Source organism: Streptomyces sp. NPDC050528, assembly GCF_044457795.1.
Taxonomy (GTDB): Bacteria; Actinomycetota; Actinomycetes; order Streptomycetales; family Streptomycetaceae; genus Streptomyces.
The window spans coordinates 435,499-453,645 of the sequence record NZ_JBITHH010000002.1 but is presented as its reverse complement, the minus strand read 5'-3'; the positions used below and the strand labels follow the sequence as shown (position 1 = coordinate 453,645).

General features: G+C 71.5%; 15 protein-coding genes. 6 read left to right on the top strand and 9 right to left on the bottom strand.

Features of this window, described 5'->3' with window-relative positions; translation table 11 throughout:
* Positions 1-25 precede the first annotated feature (25 nt).
* The 5 genes from ACIBK4_RS09405 to ACIBK4_RS09385 all read right to left on the bottom strand — a co-directional run bounded on the left by ACIBK4_RS09405 (position 26) and on the right by ACIBK4_RS09385 (position 6,082).
* Positions 26-1,567, bottom strand: coding sequence for a phytoene desaturase family protein (locus tag ACIBK4_RS09405; protein WP_398993698.1), 1,542 nt, complete (start codon positions 1,565-1,567; stop codon positions 26-28).
* A gap of 46 nt (positions 1,568-1,613) precedes the next feature.
* The gene (locus ACIBK4_RS09400) at positions 1,614-2,252 is read right to left on the bottom strand and encodes a DUF4126 domain-containing protein (protein ID WP_398993696.1); all 639 of its coding nucleotides are present in this window, start codon (positions 2,250-2,252) and stop codon (positions 1,614-1,616) included.
* A gap of 389 nt (positions 2,253-2,641) precedes the next feature.
* Entirely contained in the window at positions 2,642-3,271 is a 630-nt protein-coding gene (locus ACIBK4_RS09395; RefSeq protein WP_398993694.1) for a TetR/AcrR family transcriptional regulator, read from the bottom strand.
* Between the two features lie 62 nt (positions 3,272-3,333).
* Positions 3,334-5,418 (bottom strand): YhgE/Pip family protein, encoded by a 2,085-nt coding sequence (locus ACIBK4_RS09390; RefSeq protein WP_398993692.1) that lies wholly within the window; start codon positions 5,416-5,418, stop codon positions 3,334-3,336.
* The gene (locus ACIBK4_RS09385; RefSeq protein WP_398993690.1) at positions 5,390-6,082 is read right to left on the bottom strand and encodes an ATP-binding cassette domain-containing protein; all 693 of its coding nucleotides are present in this window, start codon (positions 6,080-6,082) and stop codon (positions 5,390-5,392) included. Before ACIBK4_RS09385 ends, ACIBK4_RS09390 begins: the two co-directional genes overlap by 29 nt.
* A 186-nt stretch (positions 6,083-6,268) precedes the next feature.
* On the opposite strand from ACIBK4_RS09385, the gene ACIBK4_RS09380 reads away from it, so the two are divergent.
* The 3 genes from ACIBK4_RS09380 to ACIBK4_RS09370 all read left to right on the top strand — a co-directional run bounded on the left by ACIBK4_RS09380 (position 6,269) and on the right by ACIBK4_RS09370 (position 8,418).
* The gene (locus tag ACIBK4_RS09380; RefSeq protein ID WP_033284448.1) at positions 6,269-6,808 is read left to right on the top strand and encodes an SAV_6107 family HEPN domain-containing protein; all 540 of its coding nucleotides are present in this window, start codon (positions 6,269-6,271) and stop codon (positions 6,806-6,808) included.
* Between the two features lie 160 nt (positions 6,809-6,968).
* Entirely contained in the window at positions 6,969-7,739 is a 771-nt protein-coding gene (locus tag ACIBK4_RS09375; protein WP_398993687.1) for a methyltransferase, read from the top strand.
* Positions 7,740-8,016: 277 nt separating this feature from the next.
* Complete coding sequence (locus ACIBK4_RS09370) at positions 8,017-8,418, top strand: DUF3040 domain-containing protein (RefSeq protein WP_398993686.1); 402 nt, start codon at positions 8,017-8,019, stop codon at positions 8,416-8,418.
* Positions 8,419-8,534: 116 nt separating this feature from the next.
* On the opposite strand, the gene ACIBK4_RS09365 is transcribed toward ACIBK4_RS09370, so the two are convergent.
* The 4 genes from ACIBK4_RS09365 to ACIBK4_RS09350 form a co-directional block, all read right to left on the bottom strand.
* Positions 8,535-10,916 carry a DUF3488 and DUF4129 domain-containing transglutaminase family protein gene (locus ACIBK4_RS09365; RefSeq protein ID WP_398993684.1) on the bottom strand — a complete coding sequence of 794 codons (2,382 nt, stop codon included), beginning with the start codon at positions 10,914-10,916 and terminating at the stop codon, positions 8,535-8,537.
* Positions 10,913-12,268: a DUF58 domain-containing protein gene (locus ACIBK4_RS09360; RefSeq protein ID WP_366435742.1), complete on the bottom strand. Its 1,356-nt coding sequence runs from the start codon at positions 12,266-12,268 to the stop codon at positions 10,913-10,915. The genes ACIBK4_RS09365 and ACIBK4_RS09360 overlap by 4 nt, the downstream gene beginning before the upstream one ends.
* Positions 12,268-13,293 carry an AAA family ATPase gene (locus ACIBK4_RS09355; RefSeq protein WP_398993682.1) on the bottom strand — a complete coding sequence of 342 codons (1,026 nt, stop codon included), beginning with the start codon at positions 13,291-13,293 and terminating at the stop codon, positions 12,268-12,270. The genes ACIBK4_RS09360 and ACIBK4_RS09355 overlap by 1 nt, the downstream gene beginning before the upstream one ends.
* 236 nt (positions 13,294-13,529) lie before the next feature.
* Positions 13,530-14,078, bottom strand: a complete 549-nt coding sequence (locus ACIBK4_RS09350; protein ID WP_398993680.1) for a beta-class carbonic anhydrase — start codon at positions 14,076-14,078, stop codon at positions 13,530-13,532.
* Between the two features lie 428 nt (positions 14,079-14,506).
* Between ACIBK4_RS09350 and rsmH the strand changes: the two genes are divergently transcribed.
* The 3 genes from rsmH to ACIBK4_RS09335 all read left to right on the top strand — a co-directional run bounded on the left by rsmH (position 14,507) and on the right by ACIBK4_RS09335 (position 18,144).
* The gene (gene rsmH, locus ACIBK4_RS09345; RefSeq protein ID WP_398993678.1) at positions 14,507-15,466 is read left to right on the top strand and encodes a 16S rRNA (cytosine(1402)-N(4))-methyltransferase RsmH; all 960 of its coding nucleotides are present in this window, start codon (positions 14,507-14,509) and stop codon (positions 15,464-15,466) included.
* A 60-nt stretch (positions 15,467-15,526) separates the two neighbouring features.
* On the top strand, positions 15,527-16,156 hold the full coding sequence (locus ACIBK4_RS09340; RefSeq protein WP_398993676.1) for a septum formation initiator family protein: 630 nt from the start codon (positions 15,527-15,529) through the stop codon (positions 16,154-16,156).
* A 200-nt stretch (positions 16,157-16,356) separates the two neighbouring features.
* On the top strand, positions 16,357-18,144 hold the full coding sequence (locus tag ACIBK4_RS09335; RefSeq protein WP_398993674.1) for a peptidoglycan D,D-transpeptidase FtsI family protein: 1,788 nt from the start codon (positions 16,357-16,359) through the stop codon (positions 18,142-18,144).
* Positions 18,145-18,147 lie beyond the last annotated feature (3 nt).

The following is an 18,147-nucleotide window of genomic DNA, read 5'->3' as shown; positions in this document are numbered from 1 at the left end:
CTGAGCGCTGTCTACTGGGCCCCGCTCACTGAGACCCCCTGAACTGGGGTCCCTCGACGATCAGTCCGGCGACCAGCGCCCCCGACATACCGGCGTGCGGGAGTCCGCCGCCGGGGTGGGACCAGCCGCCGACCCGGTAGAGGCCGGGCACGCGCGTGGTGTTCGCCGGGTGCAGGAAACGGCCCCGCCCGGCGGCGAGCGAGGGAGCGGGTACGGCACCCCATCGCGCACCCGTCTCACCCTCCGTGTGCCCGGGAGTGCGCACCTCGTGCCACAACAGGCGCTCCCGCAGCCCCGGTACGGCCCGTCCGGCGGCTTCGAGGAGGAAGTCCGTGTACTGCCGGACCGTGGTCCCGTCGTCCCAGCCGGCGTCGCCCGACAGCACGGCGGACACCACCACCGACTCGTGCTCACTGTCCGGCGTGAGAGCGGGGTCGTCGGGGCGCAGCACCGTCACCGTGGGACAGACGGGCCGGTCGCCGCCGGGGGAGGCCAGGAGGTCCAACTCGGCCTCGCGGTCCGGGGCATGGACCACCGTCCGGTGAACGGCCCCGCCCTCGCGCGGGCCGCGCAAGGCGAGCAGCAGCGTGAACCGCACCGGCCGGGGCGCGTCCGGGTCGGCCCGCACATCACCGTCCTCGTCGAGCGGACGCTCCGTCAGGGCCCGCAGCCGCGCCGGGTCCACGTCCGCGACGACATGGTCCGCGTCGACCACGGTCCGTCCCCCAGAGCCAAAAGCCTGGGAGGTGCCCCCAGCCAGCTCGACTCCCGCCGCCCGCCCGTCCTTCTCCAGCACCCGGACGACCTCGGCCCCGAAGACGAACTCGACCCTCCTCGCCAGACACCGCTCGTACACCGCGCGCGCCAACTCCCGCATACCGCCCCGCACATACCAGGTACCGAAGGCGTGCTCCATGTACGGCAGCACGGCCGCGCTCGCCGGTGCGGTGCGGGGTTCGAGGCCGTACGCGAGCGCGTGGCTCTCCAGAAGGGCGGTGAGGCGGTCGTCGCGCAGCTCCCAGGCGCCGATCTCGGCGAGGGTGCTCGCGCGCCGGGTGCGCAGCAGTTTCTTGTGCGGGACCGACGGATAGGGCTCCTGGTCGGCCAGCACCGACCAGTTGGGCCACAGGGGCTCCTCCAGGAGGGGCCTGCGGGTGCGGTCCCAGGCCTCGCGGGCCCGGATCAGGAAGTCGCCCCAGCGCTGGCCCGCGCCGCCGCCCAGCGCGTCGTCCAGGGCCGTGACGACGCCCGCGCGGGAGGCGTTCGGCAACGACACCGCCGTGCCGTCCGCGAAGACGTGCCGGGACGACGGGTCGACCTGGACCAGCTCGACCAGGTCCTCCAGCGGCTCCTTGCCGGTCTTGATGAACAGATCGCGGTAGACCGCGGGCACGGGCAGCAGACCGGGGCCGGTGTCGAAGGAGAACCCGTCCCGCTCGAAGCGGCGCACCGCACCGCCGTACGTCTCCGTACGCTCGTACACCGCCACCCGGTGGCCCGCGACGGCCAGCCGGGCAGCGGCCGCCATCGCGCCCATCCCGGCGCCGATCACCGCAATCCGTGCCATGCCTGCGACTGTATCGGCCGCCACTGACAGTCCCGGCCGCGGGCGGTCACCAGGGATCTTGGTCCGGTGGCCGTCCGGGCGGATGTCCCACCTGCGCGGCGAGGCGTTTCTCCTCCCGGCGTTGGGCTCTCCGCCGCAGGAAGCGCCGGATCCGGGAGATCAGGAAGAACAGGACCGTGAGCCCGGCCACCAGCAGCACGGCCGCGATGATCGCCGCCGCCTGGGGATGGAACATCGCGAACGACACGATCCCGCCGACCCCGAGATCCTCCGCGAAGCTCATGATCACGTTGCTGAACGGCTCCGGCGAGGTGTTGATCGCCATCCGCGTCCCGGCCTTGACGGTATGGCTGGCCAGCGCCGACGAACCGCCGATCAGCCCCGCCACGACATCGTTCATCGAACCGCTGTGGCCCGCGAGCACCGCCCCGACCCACGCCCCGGCGGCCGGCCGGATCACCGTGTGCACGGAGTCCCACACGGAGTCGACGTAGGGGATCTTGTCGGCGACCGCCTCGCACAGGAACAGGACGCCCGCTGTGACGAGGACCTCAGGGCGTTGCAGCGACTCGGGGACCGCGTCGGTCACTCCGGTCGCGCCGAAGATCCCGAGCAGCAGCACCACCGCGTACGCGTTGATGCCGCTGGCCCAGCCGCTGGTGAAGACCAGGGGGAGTACGGACACGGAGGCGATAGTAACCACTCGGCAACATGGCGTCCTGGGCCTGAGTGCGTACGGCTGAGTATCCGTACCTAGGGAGTGAGATGAGTACGCGCGCGGATGGGCCGCGACCTGCGCGAACGAGAGAGTGGAGCCACGGAAAGGGGCGCGGCTCCGGTACCGCCGACACGGGGCGGCGGAACGGGGCCCGCGCCCTTGGCCGCTCCTTCCGCCGGATTCTCGGCGGAAGCGAGGCACGGGGGAACCCTGGGGGACTGACCAACGGGGGTTTCAACAGGGGGAACGTACGGGGGAAGCACAAGGGAGCGCCGGTTCGAGGTGGCCCGCGGGGGACGCGGCCACAGCGGACCGGCGCTTCTGCTTGTGACCTGTCGTCAGGTGCGACCCGCTTGTCAGCTGCCCCCGCTGACCCGCCCCTGGAGCAGCCGGGACAGCGCCGAGTGGACGTCGTCCAGGGAGCGCTCCGGCTGGAACGACTGCCAGTCCAGGGCGGCCACCAGGACCATCCCGACCAGCGCGGCCGCCGTCAGCCTGACATCGATCTCAGGGCTGAACTCACCGTTGTCCACGCCCGCGTGGAGCACGTCCTCGATGGCCGCGTTCACCTGCTGGCGCACCACCATGAGCGTGGGCTGCCAGGAGCGGTTGGTGCGCCACAGCTCCGCCACGTAGAGCTGGGTGAAGGACGGGTAGCGGGCGATGAAGCCGAGGCCCGCGCGGATCATCGCGTCCAGGGCGTCCACCTTGCTGCCGCCGTCCCGGGCCGTCTGCTCGGCCGCCTCCCGCAGTGAGGCGGTGAGGAGGCCCACGCCGTGTCGCAGCAGTTCCTCGAAGAGGACGGACTTGCTGGCGAAGTTGTAGTAGACGGTGCCCTTCGCGACCCCGGCGCGCTCGGCGATCTCGTCCACCGTGGTGGCGGAGAAGCCCTGTTCGGCGATGAGCGTGACGGCCGCCTCGTAGAGCTTCTGCCGGGTGGCCTCGCGGCGCGTGCTGCCGCCCGACGGGGTGTTGCTGCTTTCCATGGGCCTGATTGTCACAGGCCCGCCTCCCGCCGTGGGCACGGGTGTCGAGGTCCTGGGCGGGGTCACAGGCTCAGCTCCGGATGCAGCCGGTCCAGCGTCCACACCTGGCGGCGGCGGGCCGACAGCGCGGTCAGCGCGAGCGCCCCCGCGGTGAAGGCGACGAGCACCACGCACGCGTGCCACACGGGTCCCAGGCCACCGCCCGTGATGAGCCTCCGTAGGGCCTCGACGATGTAACTCATCGGCAGGAAGGGGTGGATCGCGTTGAAGAAGCCCGGGCTGGTCTGCACCGGGTAGGTGCCGCCCGCCGACGTCAACTGGAGCATCAGCAGGGCGAGTACGAGGATGCGGCCCGCCGCCCCGAAGCGTGCGTTCAGCCACTGCACGATGGCTCCGAAGCACGCCGTCACCAGGAACAGGAAGCCGACCGTGCCGGCCGCCCGCGCCATCTCCAGGCCGATCGCCCAGTGCAGTACGGCCATCAGGGCCACCGTCTGGAGCACCCCGACCGCGACTACCGGGAGCCAGCCCGCGAGCGCGATCCGCCAGGCCGAGGCGCCGGCGGCGAGGGCGCGCCGGTTCATGGGCGCGATCAGCATGTAGGCCACCATCGCGCCCACCCACAGGGACAGCGGGATGAAGTACGGGGCGAACCCGGTGCCGTAGTTGGGCGCCTTGTGCAGGTCCTGGGAGGCCAGGTGGACCGGGTCGGACATGACCCCGGTGCGCTGGTCGCGGTCCTGCCGGTCGTAGTCCGGGATCTGCGCGGCGCCGTCGTGCAGACCGCCGGCCAGCTTCCCGGAGCCGTCGACGAGCTTGTACAGGCCGCCGTTGAGGTCCACGGCGCCCGTCCTGAGCTTGCCGACGCCCGTGTCCAGGTCGGTGGCGCCCGTGCTGGCCGTGCCGAGCCCGGTGTGCAGGGTCTTGGCGCCCGCGGCGACCTTCATGGCGCCGTCGTTCAGCTTGTCGACCTTGGCCACCGCGTCGTCGAGGTCCTCGGAGAGGTGCGGGGCGCGGTCGGCGAGCGCCTGGGCCTGTGTCTGGAGGGTGGCCAGGTCGGCGTCGAGCTTCTTCAGGTCGCCGTGCTGATCGACGACCAGGGTGTTCACGTCGTCGGCGACCTTCGCCACGTCGGAGGCGGCCGTGGCGGCCTTCTTCAGGTCGGGGCAGGCGTCATCCTTCAGGACGACGTTCTCGCAACGCGCCTTGTAGACCTCGTCCAGGGTGTCCGAGGCCGCGTGAGCGCCCTTGGCGGCGACCGGGGCCGTTTTCACCAGGACGTCGAGGTTGGCACGGATGGTCTTGGCGGAATCGGCGACCAGTTGGGCGGTGTCCCCGATGGTCTTCTCGTTGTCCTTGAGGAAGGGCCCCGCCTTGTCGGCGACCCCGTTGACCTTGTCCGCGAGGGTCTGCGTGCCCGCCGCCACCTGCGCCGAGCCGTTCGCCAGGGTGCCCGCGCCCGTGTCGAGTTTCTTCAGGCCCTTGGAGAGCTTGCCGCTGCCCTTCTTGGCGTCCTTCAGGCCGTCGGCGAGATCCTTGGAACCCTGCTCGGCCGTCCCGATGCCGCCCTTGAGCCGGTCGGCGCCGTCGGCGGCCTTCACGGTCTGGCCGTGGATGTCGGAGAACGACACGAAGATCCGGTCCAGGAAGGTCCGCGAGGCCTTCGTGGACGCGGCCGACCGCACCTCGCTGAACACCGTCCTGGAGATCTGCCCGACGATGTAGTTGTTCGCGTCGTTCGTCCGCACCTGGAGCGCGCCCGTCTCCGGGGAGTCGCCCGCACTGGAGGCGATGCGCTTGCTGAAGTCGGCCGGCATGGTCAACGACAAGTAGTAAGTGCCGTCCTCAACACCCTTCCGCGCGGTGGCCGCACTCACCTCGTGCCAGTCGAACGTCCCGCTCTCCCGCAGCCCCTTGGTGATGTCGTCGCCCGCGGTGACCTTCTTCCCCTCGGCACTCGCGCCCTTGTCGTCGTTGACGAGCGCCACGGGGATGCGGTCCAGGCGGCCGTACGGGTCCCAGAAGGACCACAGGTACAGGGCGCCGTACAGCAGCGGCAGCAACAGGAGGGCGACCAGCGCGGCGCGCGGCAGCTTCCCCCTCCCGAAGCGCTTCAGCTCAAGCGCGGCCAGTCGTGGCGCGTGCATCGGCCTTCTCCGTCCCCTCGGTGGACACCGCCACGACCGTCGTTCCGGAATCTGCGATGGACCTCAACAGGTCCCAGATCTCCGCCCGTTCGGCATCCGAGAGCTTGAGATCGACATCGTCCACACCCAGCAGCGTGGGCCGCCCGATCAACGCCAGCGCGATGGACAACCGCACCTCCTGCGTCCGCTCCAGATCCCGTACGGCCGTCCGGGCGCCCTTGGGCAGCGCCTCGCGGTCGAGCCCGGCGGCGGTCAGCGCCCGCTCGATCCGCAGCCCCGCCTCAATGGCCCGCTCGGATCGCGGTCGCAGCAGCCCGCGTACGGAATCCCCGAACCGCCGTTGCAGCAGCGCCCGTTCGCGCAACTGCTCGCCGACGGTCAGCGCCGGTTCGAGGTCGGTGACCCCGGCGACATGGGCCAGCGCACTGACCCGGCGTACGGCGGCCGCCTGCTTCGGGAGCGTCAACCCACCCACGGCGGCGGTCCCTTCGGAGGCCTTCATCCGCCCGGTGAGCGCGAGCAGCAGGCTCGTACGCCCGGACCCGGACGGCCCCTCCACGGCGATCAGCGACCCGGGCCCGGCGTCCAGGGAGATTCCCCGGAACGCCCAGCCGCGCGGCCCCTTCACCCCGAAGTCCTCGGCCGTGACACCGACCCCGCCCACGGTTCCCCGCCCCCTGCCCCTTGAATCGAGCTTTTTGAACTGACTGGTCAGTGCAAAAAGTAACCCGAACCTTCGATCGAAGCAAAAGCGCAGGTCAGAACGGATTGTCAGTGCCATACCCCACGATGGGTCACATACGGCACTACCTGACTGGGCGTGCCGTCACACGACGACAGGAGGTTCGTCATGGCCAACTCGTCCGCAGCCGCCGCCCGTCGGCGCCGCGCCTCCGGCCCTGCCCCCTCACTGACCGGCCCGGCGAGCGACGTGCACCCCGTGCTCCGCCGGGCCACGGCCCCACCAGCCGCCCTCGACCTCCTCGCCCAGGCCCGCGCCGGACTGGACGAGGCAGCCGTCCTCGAAACGTCGAACGAGCGGTACGCGACGGCCCACCTGGCCGCCCTGCGCACCGCCGCCGCGGTCCTCGCCGCGCGCGTCCAGCCGGAGCCCACCGCCCGCCGCCGCGGCCGTATCCGCAGCGCCTGGGAAGTGCTCCCCGAGATAGCGCCCGAACTCACCGAGTGGAGCGCCCTGTTCGCCTCCGGCGCCCGGCGCCGCGCGCGGGCCGAGGCGGGCATCCAGGGCGCGGCGACCCGCCGGGACGCCGACGACCTCATACGCGACGTGGCGATGTTCCTGCGCCTGGTCGAGCGGATGCTCGTCCTCCAGCCGGTCCTGCCCCAGCCACGCCAGGACCCGGAGCGGCCGGGGGACCGCGCCGGGTGAGCGCGGGGTGTCGCCCCGCGAGACACATGACCAGGTACGGCAGCGGAGGCAATAGGGTGGAAGGCGCCTGAAGCCCTCCCTCCGTCAGCCGTCGGGACCGGGGAGGCAGCCCGTTCGCTCCGCCGTGCACAGGCGGTGCCGCGCCGAGGAGTCAACTGCCGTGTCGGACCCGAGCCGCCCCCGCGCCTCCCTCCGTACCGCCGTGGTCTGGGACGTCCTTCAGGACGCCCTCGATCGCCGGGTCAAGGCCACGGGTCGGGACGCGCTGGACGTCCTCGACACCGGAGGCGGCAGCGGCAACTTCGCGGTGCCCGTCGCCCGCCTCGGGCACCGCGTCACCGTCGTCGACCCCAGCCCGAACGCGCTGTTCGCGCTGGAGCGCCGCGCCGCCGAGGCCGGTGTCGCCGACCGCGTGCAGGGCGTCCAGGGCGACGCGCACGGCCTCTTCGACGTGGTCGAGCGCGGCGGCTACGACGCGGTGCTGTGCCACGGCGTCCTGGAGTACGTGGACGACCCCGCCGAGGGCGTCCGCACGGTGGTGGCCGCCCTGCGCCCCGAGGGCGTCCTCAGCCTGCTCGCCGCCGGGCTCGGCGGTGCCGTGCTCGCGCGCGCCCTCGCCGGCCACTTCAAGGAGGCCCGGCAGGCGCTCGACGACCCGAACGGCCGCTGGGGCGACGCCGACCCCGTCCCGCACCGCTTCACCGCCGAGCAGCTCGCCGCGTTCGTCGAGGGCGCGGGCCTCGACGTCGCCGCCGTGCACGGGGTGCGGGTCTTCGCCGACCTCGTTCCCGGCGTCCTCGTGGACACCGAGCCCGGCGCCCTGGACGCGCTGCTGAAGCTGGAGGCCGCGGCCGCCGAGCTGTCGGCGTTCCACTCCGTGGCCACGCAGCTTCATGTGCTCGGCGAGACGCGGGGTGCCACCGAGGCGTGAGTGGCCTCCCGTGCCGGACCCCTGATCAGGGGCTCGGCCGCACATGGAGTACGCCACAGGCCCCCCGATCGCGGGCCCGGCGCCGTATGATCGAGGGAGACCGCCCGGCATGACGGGACGGCTCCTGGGGAATGGAAGCCTCAGCGAGTCGGAACGGCCATGGCGGGTTCCGGTTGGCCAATTGGCGTAGAGGGGCGGGTTTCACGGGGGCGATTCCCTGCCTATCCTGAAGGGACCCCCCGGGTCGCCCCGGCGACTGCACGATGAGGAGGACTCCGTGCCGCTCTCGGAGCACGAGCAGCGAATGCTTGAGCAGATGGAGCGAGCGCTGTACGCCGAAGACCCCAAGTTCGCGACAGCGCTCGAAGGCAGCGGCCTGCGCACGTACACCCGGCGACGGGTCTACCAAGCGGTGGCCGGCTTCCTCGTAGGTATCGCGCTCCTCATCGCCGGCATGGTCACGCTGCAGATTTGGGTCAGCGTGGTGGGATTCCTCGTCATGCTGGGCTGTGCGGTACTCGCCGTGACCGGCTGGCGCAAGGCCCCCAAGCCCGGCGAACAGCCCGCCGCGGGCGCTCCGCACGCAGGCCGTCAGGCACGGCAGAAGCGCTCGGTGATGGACCGTATCGAACAGCGCTGGCAGCGCCGCCGCGACGAGCAACAGGGCGGCGGCCAGTAGCAGCACCCGGCCCCGCGGAAGCAGCACACGCGCCGCTCCTCGAAGACGAGTGAGGGGGTGACCACCAACCGGTGGTCACCCCCTCCCGTATGCCCTGCCCCTCCGAGGAGGAGGCCTCAGCCCTGCTGCCCGGACGGCTTGCGCAGGGTCGGCCGCAGCGCCGCAGCCCGTGCCGTCACCGACGTCCACCAGGCCGACAGCGCCCACACCACCCGGACGGTCGAGCGCGGGACGACCAGTGCGCGCAGCCGCGCGGCCCGGCCGGCCGTGTCCTGGAACCCGACGACCACCTGCCGCACGTCCTTCGCGAGCCCCGCCGTCAGCTGCGGCCGGGGCGCGTAGAGAACCTGCTCCACGGCGTCCGCCACCCGGTGCACCGAGGCGGCCGACGACGGGTCGAGATGCCCGAGTGCCACGATCCGGGCCGCTGCCTTGCGCGGGGTCAGCGACTCGTCGGGCGAGATCCCGAAGTCCCAGGCGGTATCGGTCAGTTCCTCCCACACCGCCAGCGTGTGGACCGCCGCATCCGCCTCCGTACGGCCGTGCGCGCCCAGCCGTACGGTGCGCATCCGGGTCCGCCACAGCATCGGTGAGAACGGGACCGTCAGCAGCAGGAGCGCGCCCAGCGCCAGCGCCGCCAGCTGCACGTACCACCAGGGGCCCTGGTGGTCGTCGCCCGCCACGATCGCCGGGGCCTGGCTCGTGCAGCCGTCCAGCTTCCGCATCTGGGCCGTGCAGCTCTCGCTCGCCGAGGGGGCCGCGGAGGGCGCCGTGCTCGTCGAGGTCGAGGGGCTGCTCGGGTCCGGGACGTCGCTGCCGGGCGTGGTCGACTGGGTGTACGACGGCACCGAGCCCCGGTTGGGGGTCGGCTCGAAGCGGGTCCAGCCCACGCCCTCGAAGTACAGCTCGGGCCAGGCGTGCGCGTCTTTCAGGCCCACCGACACAGTGCCGTTGGGCTCCTGGGTGCCCGGCGCGAAGCCGACCGCGACCCGGGCCGGGATGCCCAGGGTGCGGGCCATCGCCGCCATCGCGAAGGAGAAGTGGACGCAGAAGCCCTGCTTGTCCTTCAGGAACTTGGCGATCGCGTCGCGGCCGGTGCCGACGTCCACCTGGGTGTCGTACTGGAAGCCGCCGTTCACCGCGAAGTAGTCCTGGAGCTTGACCGCCTGCTCGTAGTGGCTGGTCGCACCCGCGGTGACCTTGCGGGCAGTGTCGGCCACCACCGCCGGCAGCGACTTCGGCACCTTGGTGTACTGGTTCCGCAGGGCCGACGACGGCTCCGGCGCCGAGGCCAGCTGCTCCGCGGTCGGCTCCACGTCCAGGCTGGTGACCGTGTAGGTCACCCCGCGCGTGTTCTGGCCGTGGTCGCCCACGACCGTCATGCCCACGGGCTCGTAGCGCCAGCTGCCGTCGATGCTCACGTGGCTGGGCGGGTACGGCATCGGCAGCCAGTCCTGGGCGTACCAGTCCGCGGCCGAGATCTTGGTGAGGATCTTCGAGCGCTTGACGTCGGCGCCGAGGCCGGTCGGGGTGGGGAACTGGTTCGGCACACCCTCGATGTGCCGCTGGGACGGCTTCCAGGTGGTGCCGTCGAAGTCGTCCAGGGACACGATCCGCAGATACATGTCCGAGAGGTCGGTCGTGCTGGTGTCGACGGACAGGACCTGGCGGTTCTCGTCCACGTTCAGGCTGTCGCGCAGCGAGACCAGCGGGTTGACCGCGGAGATCGTGCCGCCGCTTCCGGTGCCCGCGCCCACGCCGGTCCCGGCGGCGTCCAGCAGACCGCCTGAGATGGTGGGCAGCGGCAGCAGGGCGATGGCCATCGCGACCGCGCCGATCCGCCGCCCGGTGCGCACCGGGGCCATCGGTCCCGAGGACTCCGGGCCCGCGTTGGCACGGGGAGCCCCGCCGAAGACCCGGCCCCACTGGGCGAGCCGGTCCCGGCCCTCGGCCAGCAGCAGCATCAGGTAGCCGGCGGCGGCGAGCAGGAACCACAGCCAGCTGACGCTGCTCTCGGACAGCCCGGCGGCGACCGAGTACAGCGCGAGCAGCGGCAGTCCGGCCGGGGCCGCGCTGCGGAAGGTGACGGCCAGGGTGTCCACCGCGAGCCCGATCACCAGGACACCGCCGATGAGCATCAGCCGGATGCCGTCGTGCAGCGGTGCCGGGATCGCGTACCGGGAGACGTCGTCCGAGCCCTGCTGGAGCAGGTCGGCGAAGTGCTGGAAGGCCTCGGGGCCCGGGACGAACCCGGCGACGGCCTGCGCGTGCGCGAAGACCAGGGTCAGCATCAGCAGCGTGACCAGGGCCTGCGCCGCGACGGTCAGCGGCCGGGCCAGCGGTACTCGCCGGGTCGCCGCGCCCACACCGGTCTGGATCGCCAGCATGAAGGCGCCCTGGACGAACCAGGTCGCCGGGGAGACCAAGGGCAGCATCGCGCAGGACGCCAGCAGTGTGGCCACCCAGGCGCAGATCGCCAGTCGTGCCCGCCCGCTCATGCCCATCCCTCCCCGAGGCCGGTCGCGGTGATGCCGTTCCGCTCCCGGTCCGCCTGTTGCCACAGATCGGTCAGGGACGCGCCGCGCGGCACGCCCACGGCGGTCCAGCCCGCGTCGCGCAGCATCCGCAGCCGCTCCTCCTGCTCGTCCCCGGGACCGGGGACATCGGTCGACTCACGCACCCAGCCGGCGCTGTCCAGCACGAAGGCGAGGGCGCCCCCGCTGCGCTGCCGCATCCGGGCGACGATCGCCGCCTGTTCCTCGTCGAGGTCGCCGAAGAAGGCCACCAGCAGCCCTTCGTTCCCGCCGCGCAGGACGTCGTAGGCCCGGGACAGGCCCGCGCCGTCCGAGTGGTCGATCACCGCGAGGGTGTCCATCATCAGCCCGGCCGCGTCCGCCGACTCCTGGCTCGCGCCCGCGAAACCGTCGGCGTCCTGGCCCGGCACCGAGTTCCCGGTGTCGCTCAACAGCCGTACGGAGAAGCCCCGTTCGAGCATGTGCACCAGGACGGAGGCGGCGCCGGAGACGGCCCACTCGAAGGCCGAGTCCGGGCCCTGGCCCGCGAAGGCGATGCCTCGGGTGTCGAGCAGGACCGTGCACCGCGCGCGCTGGGGCTGCTCCTCGCGGCGCACCATCAGCTCGCCGTAGCGCGCGGTGGAGCGCCAGTGCACGCGGCGCAGGTCGTCGCCGTAGCGGTACCCGCGCGGGATCACGTCGTCCTCGCCCGCCAGGGCCAGCGAGCGGTTGCGCCCGTCGCCGTAGCCCTTGGCCTCGCCGCTGAGGCGGACCGGGGGGAGGGCCTCCACGCGCGGGATGACCGTCAGGGTGTCGAAGGTCGAGAAGGAGCGGGTCAGTTCGCACATGCCGAAGGGGTCCGTCAGGCGGAGCTGGAGCGGGCCCAGGGGGTAGCGCCCGCGCAGGTCTGAGCGAACCCGGTAGGACACCTCGCGCCGGCCGCCCGCCTCGACCCGGTCCAGGACGAACCGGGGACGCGGGCCGAGCACGTACGGCACCCGGTCCTGGAGCATCAGCAGGCCCGTGGGCAGCCGCGAGACGTTGTCCATCCGCAGATGGACACGGGCCTCGGAGCCTGCGGGCACGCGCGCGGGGGAGAGCCGGCGGCTGCCGGCCACCCGGTAGCGGGTGCGGTAGAGCACGGTCGCGCAGACCAGCGGCAGCACGGCCAGCAGCAGCCCGACCCGGAGCAGATCGCTCTGCCCCAGGACGTACGCGCAGACCGCGGCGGCGATACCGGCGGCCAGGAAGGAGCGTCCACGGGTCGTCAGCCCGGCCAGGGCCGTACGGACACCGCCCTTCTCGTCCCGGTCGGTCTCCGCCTCCCCGGTGGTCATCACAGCCTCCGGGGCGGCTGCTGGCCGTACCCGCCGAGACCCAGGCCGCTCTGCTGAGCAGGCGCCGCGGGCACGGGGGTGCGCTGGAGGATCTCCTGGACGACCTGCTCCGCCGTACGACGGTTCAGCTGGGCCTGGGCGGTGGGCAGCAGGCGGTGCGCGAGGACCGCGACCGCGAGCGCCTGGATGTCGTCCGGCAGCGCGTACTCACGGCCGCTCAGGGCGGCGGAGGCCTTCGCCGCGCGCAGCAGGTGCAGCGTCGCGCGCGGGGAGGCGCCGAGTCTGAGGTCGGCGTGGTTGCGCGTGGCGGAGACCAGCTCCACCGCGTACCTGCGCACCGGGTCGGCGACGTGGACGCCGCGGACCGCCTCGACCAGCTTGACGATGTCGTGCGCGTGCGCCACGGGCTGGAGGTCGTCCAGCGGGTTCACCCCGCCGTGGATGTCCAGCATCTGCAGCTCGGCCTCCGCGCTGGGATAGCCGATGGAGACCCGCGCCATGAAGCGGTCGCGCTGGGCTTCGGGCAGCGGATAGGTGCCCTCCATCTCGACCGGGTTCTGCGTGGCGACCACCATGAAGGGGCTCGGCAGCTCGTAGGTCTGGCCGTCGATGGTGACCTGCCGCTCCTCCATGGACTCCAGGAGCGCGGACTGGGTCTTCGGCGAGGCGCGGTTGATCTCGTCGCCGATCACGATCTGCGCGAAGATCGCGCCCGGTTTGAACTCGAAGTCCCGCTGCTGCTGGTCCCAGATGGACACACCGGTGATGTCCGAGGGCAGCAGGTCGGGCGTGAACTGGATTCGCCGCACCGAACAGTCGATCGACCGCGCCAGCGCCTTGGCCAGCATTGTCTTGCCCACACCCGGAACGTCCTCGATCAGAAGATGTCCCTCGGCGAGCAGCACGGTCAGCGAAAGCCGTACGACCTCGGGCTTGCCCTCGATCACTCCTTCCACCGAACTGCGGACTCGCTCCACAGTGGCGGTCAGATCTGTAAGGCTCGCTCGATCGTCATAGGTCGTCACCCGGCCCTCCTCGGCCCGTTCTTTCCATGGGCCGGCGCCTGTGATGCGGACCGGCCCACCCCGAAACACGGACACCGCGCGGAAAAAGTTCCGCGCGACGCCACACCCGCATTCTTGTTGCCGTTACCGGTTCGTGTCACTCGCCTGTGGACAACTGCCTTCGCTTTGTCGGGTCTTACGACCTTTTAGGCGGTCCGAGGGGCGAACTTTTCGAAGTTTCGGGGCGGGCGGGTGCGTCAGGCGGGGTCGATCTCGCGCAGCAGACCCGTCTTCACGTCGAAGACGAAGCCGCGCACATCGTCAGTGTGCAGCAGGAACGGCGAGGTGCGCACACGCTGCATGGACTGCCGTACGTCCTGTTCCACGTCCCGGAAGGCCTCCACCGCCCAGGCGGGGCGCTGGCCGACCTCCATCTCCAGGTCGTGCCGGAACTCCTCGGTGAGGGACTCCAGGCCGCAGCCGGTGTGGTGGATGAGAACGACGCTGCGGGTGCCGAGCGCCCGCTGGCTGATGGTGAGGGAGCGGATCACGTCGTCGGTGACCACGCCGCCCGCGTTGCGGATGGTGTGGCAGTCGCCCAGTTCCAGGCCGAGCGCGGCGTGCAGGTCGAGACGGGCGTCCATGCAGGCCACTACGGCCACCTGCAGAACGGGACGGGCGTCCATCCCGGGATCGGTGAAGGCGGAGGCGTACCGCGCGTTGGCCTCGACGAGGCGGTCCGTGACGGTCCCGCCGTCAGCTATGGCGCCTTCGGACTCTGTGGGTACGGATGCGGAGGTCGTCATACCTATGACGGTACTGGTCACCGGCGGTGCGGTCTTGGTACGGGACGGGAAAAAGAGCGTCATTGCGTCCTCTTGTGAGGTAACCCACACGGGTGGCGGGGGTGCACCCGTCCGGGTGATTCTTCCCGTTTTGAGGCTTCGCACGCACCCGGGCCCGCGACGCGCAGGCCGGTTGATTGACCGTGAGACAGCGTGGACTAAAGTTGCGCGAAGCGGGAGGCGAGGCTCTCCCTGCTGGACTTTTCCCGGAGACGCCGGCGACTTTCCGGATTCTCCCCCAGCTTGAACGACACGTGCGCGGCGCGTACATACGGCTCGGCCTCCTCCCGCTCCCGGTCGGCTGACGCTTTCGGCGCCGGCGGGCCTCCCTTTCATCAGCGGGCGGGGACCCGGCGGTGCGTACGGCCCGCCGGACCTGAGAGGGCCCCTTGAGCAACAGTCGACACGTCCCGGTGATGCTCCAGCGGTGCCTGGACCTGTTGGCCCCCGCGCTGGAGCGGCCGGGCGCGGTGGTCGTCGATTGCACCCTCGGCCTCGGCGGCCACAGCGAGGCACTGCTCACCCGGTTCCCCGAGGCGCACCTCGTGGCCCTGGACCGCGACAAGGAGGCCCTGCGCCTCTCCGGCGAGCGCCTCGCCCCCTTCGGGGAGAGGGCCACCCTCGTGCACGCCGTCTACGACGAACTGCCCGACGTGCTCGACCGCCTGGACATCCCGCGCGTGGAGGGCGTCCTGTTCGACCTCGGCGTCTCCTCCATGCAGCTCGACGAGGCCGACCGCGGCTTCGCCTACGCCCAGGACGCCCCCCTCGACATGCGCATGGACCAGACGACGGGCATCAGCGCCGCCGAGGTCCTCAACACCTACGCGCCCGGCGAACTCGTCCGCATCCTGCGGGCGTACGGCGAGGAGAAGCAGGCCAAGCGGATCGTCTCCGCGGTCGTCCGCGAGCGCGACAAGGAGCCGTTCAGCAACAGCGCGCGGCTCGTCGAGCTGATCCGCGACTCGCTGCCGCAGGCCGCCAAGCGCACCGGCGGCAACCCGGCCAAGCGGACCTTCCAGGCGCTGCGCATCGAGGTCAACGGCGAACTGTCCGTCCTGGAGAGCGCGATCCCCGCCGCCGTGAAGTCCCTTGCCGTGGGCGGCCGGATCGCCGTCCTGTCGTACCACTCGCTCGAAGACCGCCTGGTCAAGCAGGTGTTCGCGGCCGGCGCCGCCAACACCGCGCCTCCTGGGCTGCCGGTAGTGCCCGAGCAGTACCAGCCCCGGCTCAAGCTCCTGACGCGCGGTGCCGAACTTCCCACCGAGGAAGAGGTCGCCGAGAACCGACGAGCGGCACCCGCGCGGCTGCGGGGGGCCGAGCGCATCAGGGAGGACGTCGTTGAGTGAGCACGGGGTTGGTCCGCTGCGAGAAGCGGGTGGGTTTGATATTCCAACTCGGGGGTCTGGGTGAGTAGGAAACCTGAACTGAGGGGCAGGGCTGCTCGTCTCGCGCGGCTCTTCCCCTCCGGCCCCGCGCAGTCGAACGGGATCCAGGCGGCCCGGACCCCGTTCGTCCTCCTTGTCGTGCTCCTCCTCGGCGGCGGCCTGATCGCGCTGCTCGTGCTGAACTCCGCGCTCAGCGAAGGGCAGTTCAAGCTGGACGACCTCCAGAAGCAGACGAAGAGCCTCACCGACGAGGAACAGGCCCTCCAGCGGGACGTCGACGCCTACTCCGCCCCCGACGCCCTTCAACGCCGCGCCCACGAGCTGGGCATGGTGCCCGGCGGGGACCCCGCCTTCCTCGACCCTAACGGCACCGTGAAGGGTGTCCCGGAGCAGGCAGCCGCGAAGACCGTGACCACACCGGCGGTCCTCGCCCCCGAAGCACTCGTCAGCAGGCCGAGCCCGAGCCCCAGTTCGAGCCCGGGCCTCACGGCCGTCGTACCGGCACCGGCGCCCGCGGCCACCCCGGTCGCGACCCAGCCCGTACAGACCGCTACCACCCAGACCGCCACAACCCGCAACTCCACCGCGCAGTCATCCACAGCACAGTCCTCCACAGCACAGTCCTCCACCCCGACTACACCCGGCAGGTGACGGAAGTGTCCGACAGGGAACCGCCGCGCCGCCGCGTGCCCGGACCGGCCAGGCCCGAACGGCCAGAAGGAGGTAGCGCTGCCCGGCGCCGCCCCGGCCCCGGTGCCCGCCCGGCCCGCCGCCCGCCAGCGGCCCCTCCTGCCGCTCGCCCGGGAGGCCCGCGCTCCCTCCGCCTCGGCAGCCCCCGCCCCCGGCTGCGGATGATCAGCCTGGGGCTGACCCTCGTCCTGATCGCCTTCGTCGTACGGCTGCTGCAGGTGCAGGCGGTCGACGCGAGCGCGTACGCCGCCAAGGCCGCGCAGAACCGGTACGTCGACTACGTCCTGGCCGCCGAGCGCGGTGAGATCACCGACCGTTCCGGGGTGGCCCTCGCGACCAGCGTGGACGCGTACACGATCACCGCCGACCCGACGCTGTTCACCCGCAAGCAGCTCAAGATCGACGACGGGCCCGAACAGGCGGCCGCCCTCCTCGCCCCGATCCTCGGCGTGGACCAGGAGTCGATCGTCAAGAAGCTCAGGCCCGCGAACAAGAACCTGCGCTACGTAGTGCTCGCCAACCGGCAGACCCCGCAGGTCTGGAAGCAGATCAAGGACCTGAAGAGCGCGCTGAACACGAAGGCCTCGACCGACCCGACCACGGTCAATGTGATCGCCGGTGTCCTCGCCGTCCCCACCACCAAGCGCGTGTACCCGAACGGCGATCTCGCCGCCGGGATACTGGGCTGGGTCAACGCCGACGGCAAGGGCGGCGGCGGGGTCGAGCAGCAGCTGAACAAGGACCTCACCGGCAAGGACGGCAAGGTCCGCTACGCCCAGTCCGGCGGTGTCCAGGTGCCCACCGCGGGGTCCACGGAGACGCCGGCGGTGCCCGGTTCCGACGTGGAACTGACCATCGACCGTGACATCCAGTGGGCCGCGCAGAACGCCATCACCGAGCAGGTCAAGAAGTCCAAGGCGGACCGCGGGTACGTGATAGTGCAGGACACCCGCACCGGCGAGATCCTCGCCATGGCCAACGCGCCCGGCTTCGACCCGAACGACCTCGCGCAGGCGAACGCGGCCTCCCTGGGCAACGCGGCCCTCCAGGACGCCTACGAACCCGGCTCCACCGCCAAGGTCATGACGATGGCCGCCGTACTCCAGGAGAACGCGGCCACCCCGCTCACGCATGTCGTCGTGCCGAACCGGCTGCACCGCGGTGACCGGCTCTTCCAGGACGACGTGGACCACGCGACCTGGAACCTCACCCTCAACGGCGTGCTCGCCAAGTCCAGCAACATCGGGACCATCGAGGCGGCCGGCCAGCTCGGCAAGACGCAGCCCGAGGCCAACCAGGTCCTGTACTCGTATCTGCGCAAGTTCGGTATCGGCAGCTACAGCGGGCTGAACTTCCCCGGTGAGACCAAGGGCATCCTCGCGCCCGCCGACAAGTGGTCGACCTCGCAGCAGTACACGATTCCTTTCGGCCAGGGCATGTCCCTCAACGCCCTCCAGGCGGCCTCCGTGTACTCGACGGTCGCCAACGGCGGGGTCCGGATCGAGCCCACCCTGGTGCGCGGCACGAAGGGGCCCGACGGCCGCTTCACGCCTGCGGCGACGCCCAAGAAGACCCGGGTCATCAGTGCGAAGACGGCGAAGACCCTCGCCCAGATGCTGGAGTCCGTGGTGGACGACGAGCAGGGCACGGGCGGTAAGGCCGCGATTCCCGGGTACCGGGTGGCGGGCAAGACCGGCACCGCCAACCGCGTGGATCCGGCCACCGGCAAGTACAAGGGCTACACCTCGTCGTTCGCCGGGTTCGCGCCCGCCGACAACCCCCGCATCACCGTCTACTGCGCGATCCAGAACGCCACCAGCGGAAGCTATTTCGGCGGTCAGATCTGCGGACCGATCTACAAGCAGGTGATGGAGTTCGCCCTCAAGACCCTCCAGGTCCCGCCCACCGGGGCCAAGGCCGCGAATCTGCCCGTGACCTTCACGCCCTGATCA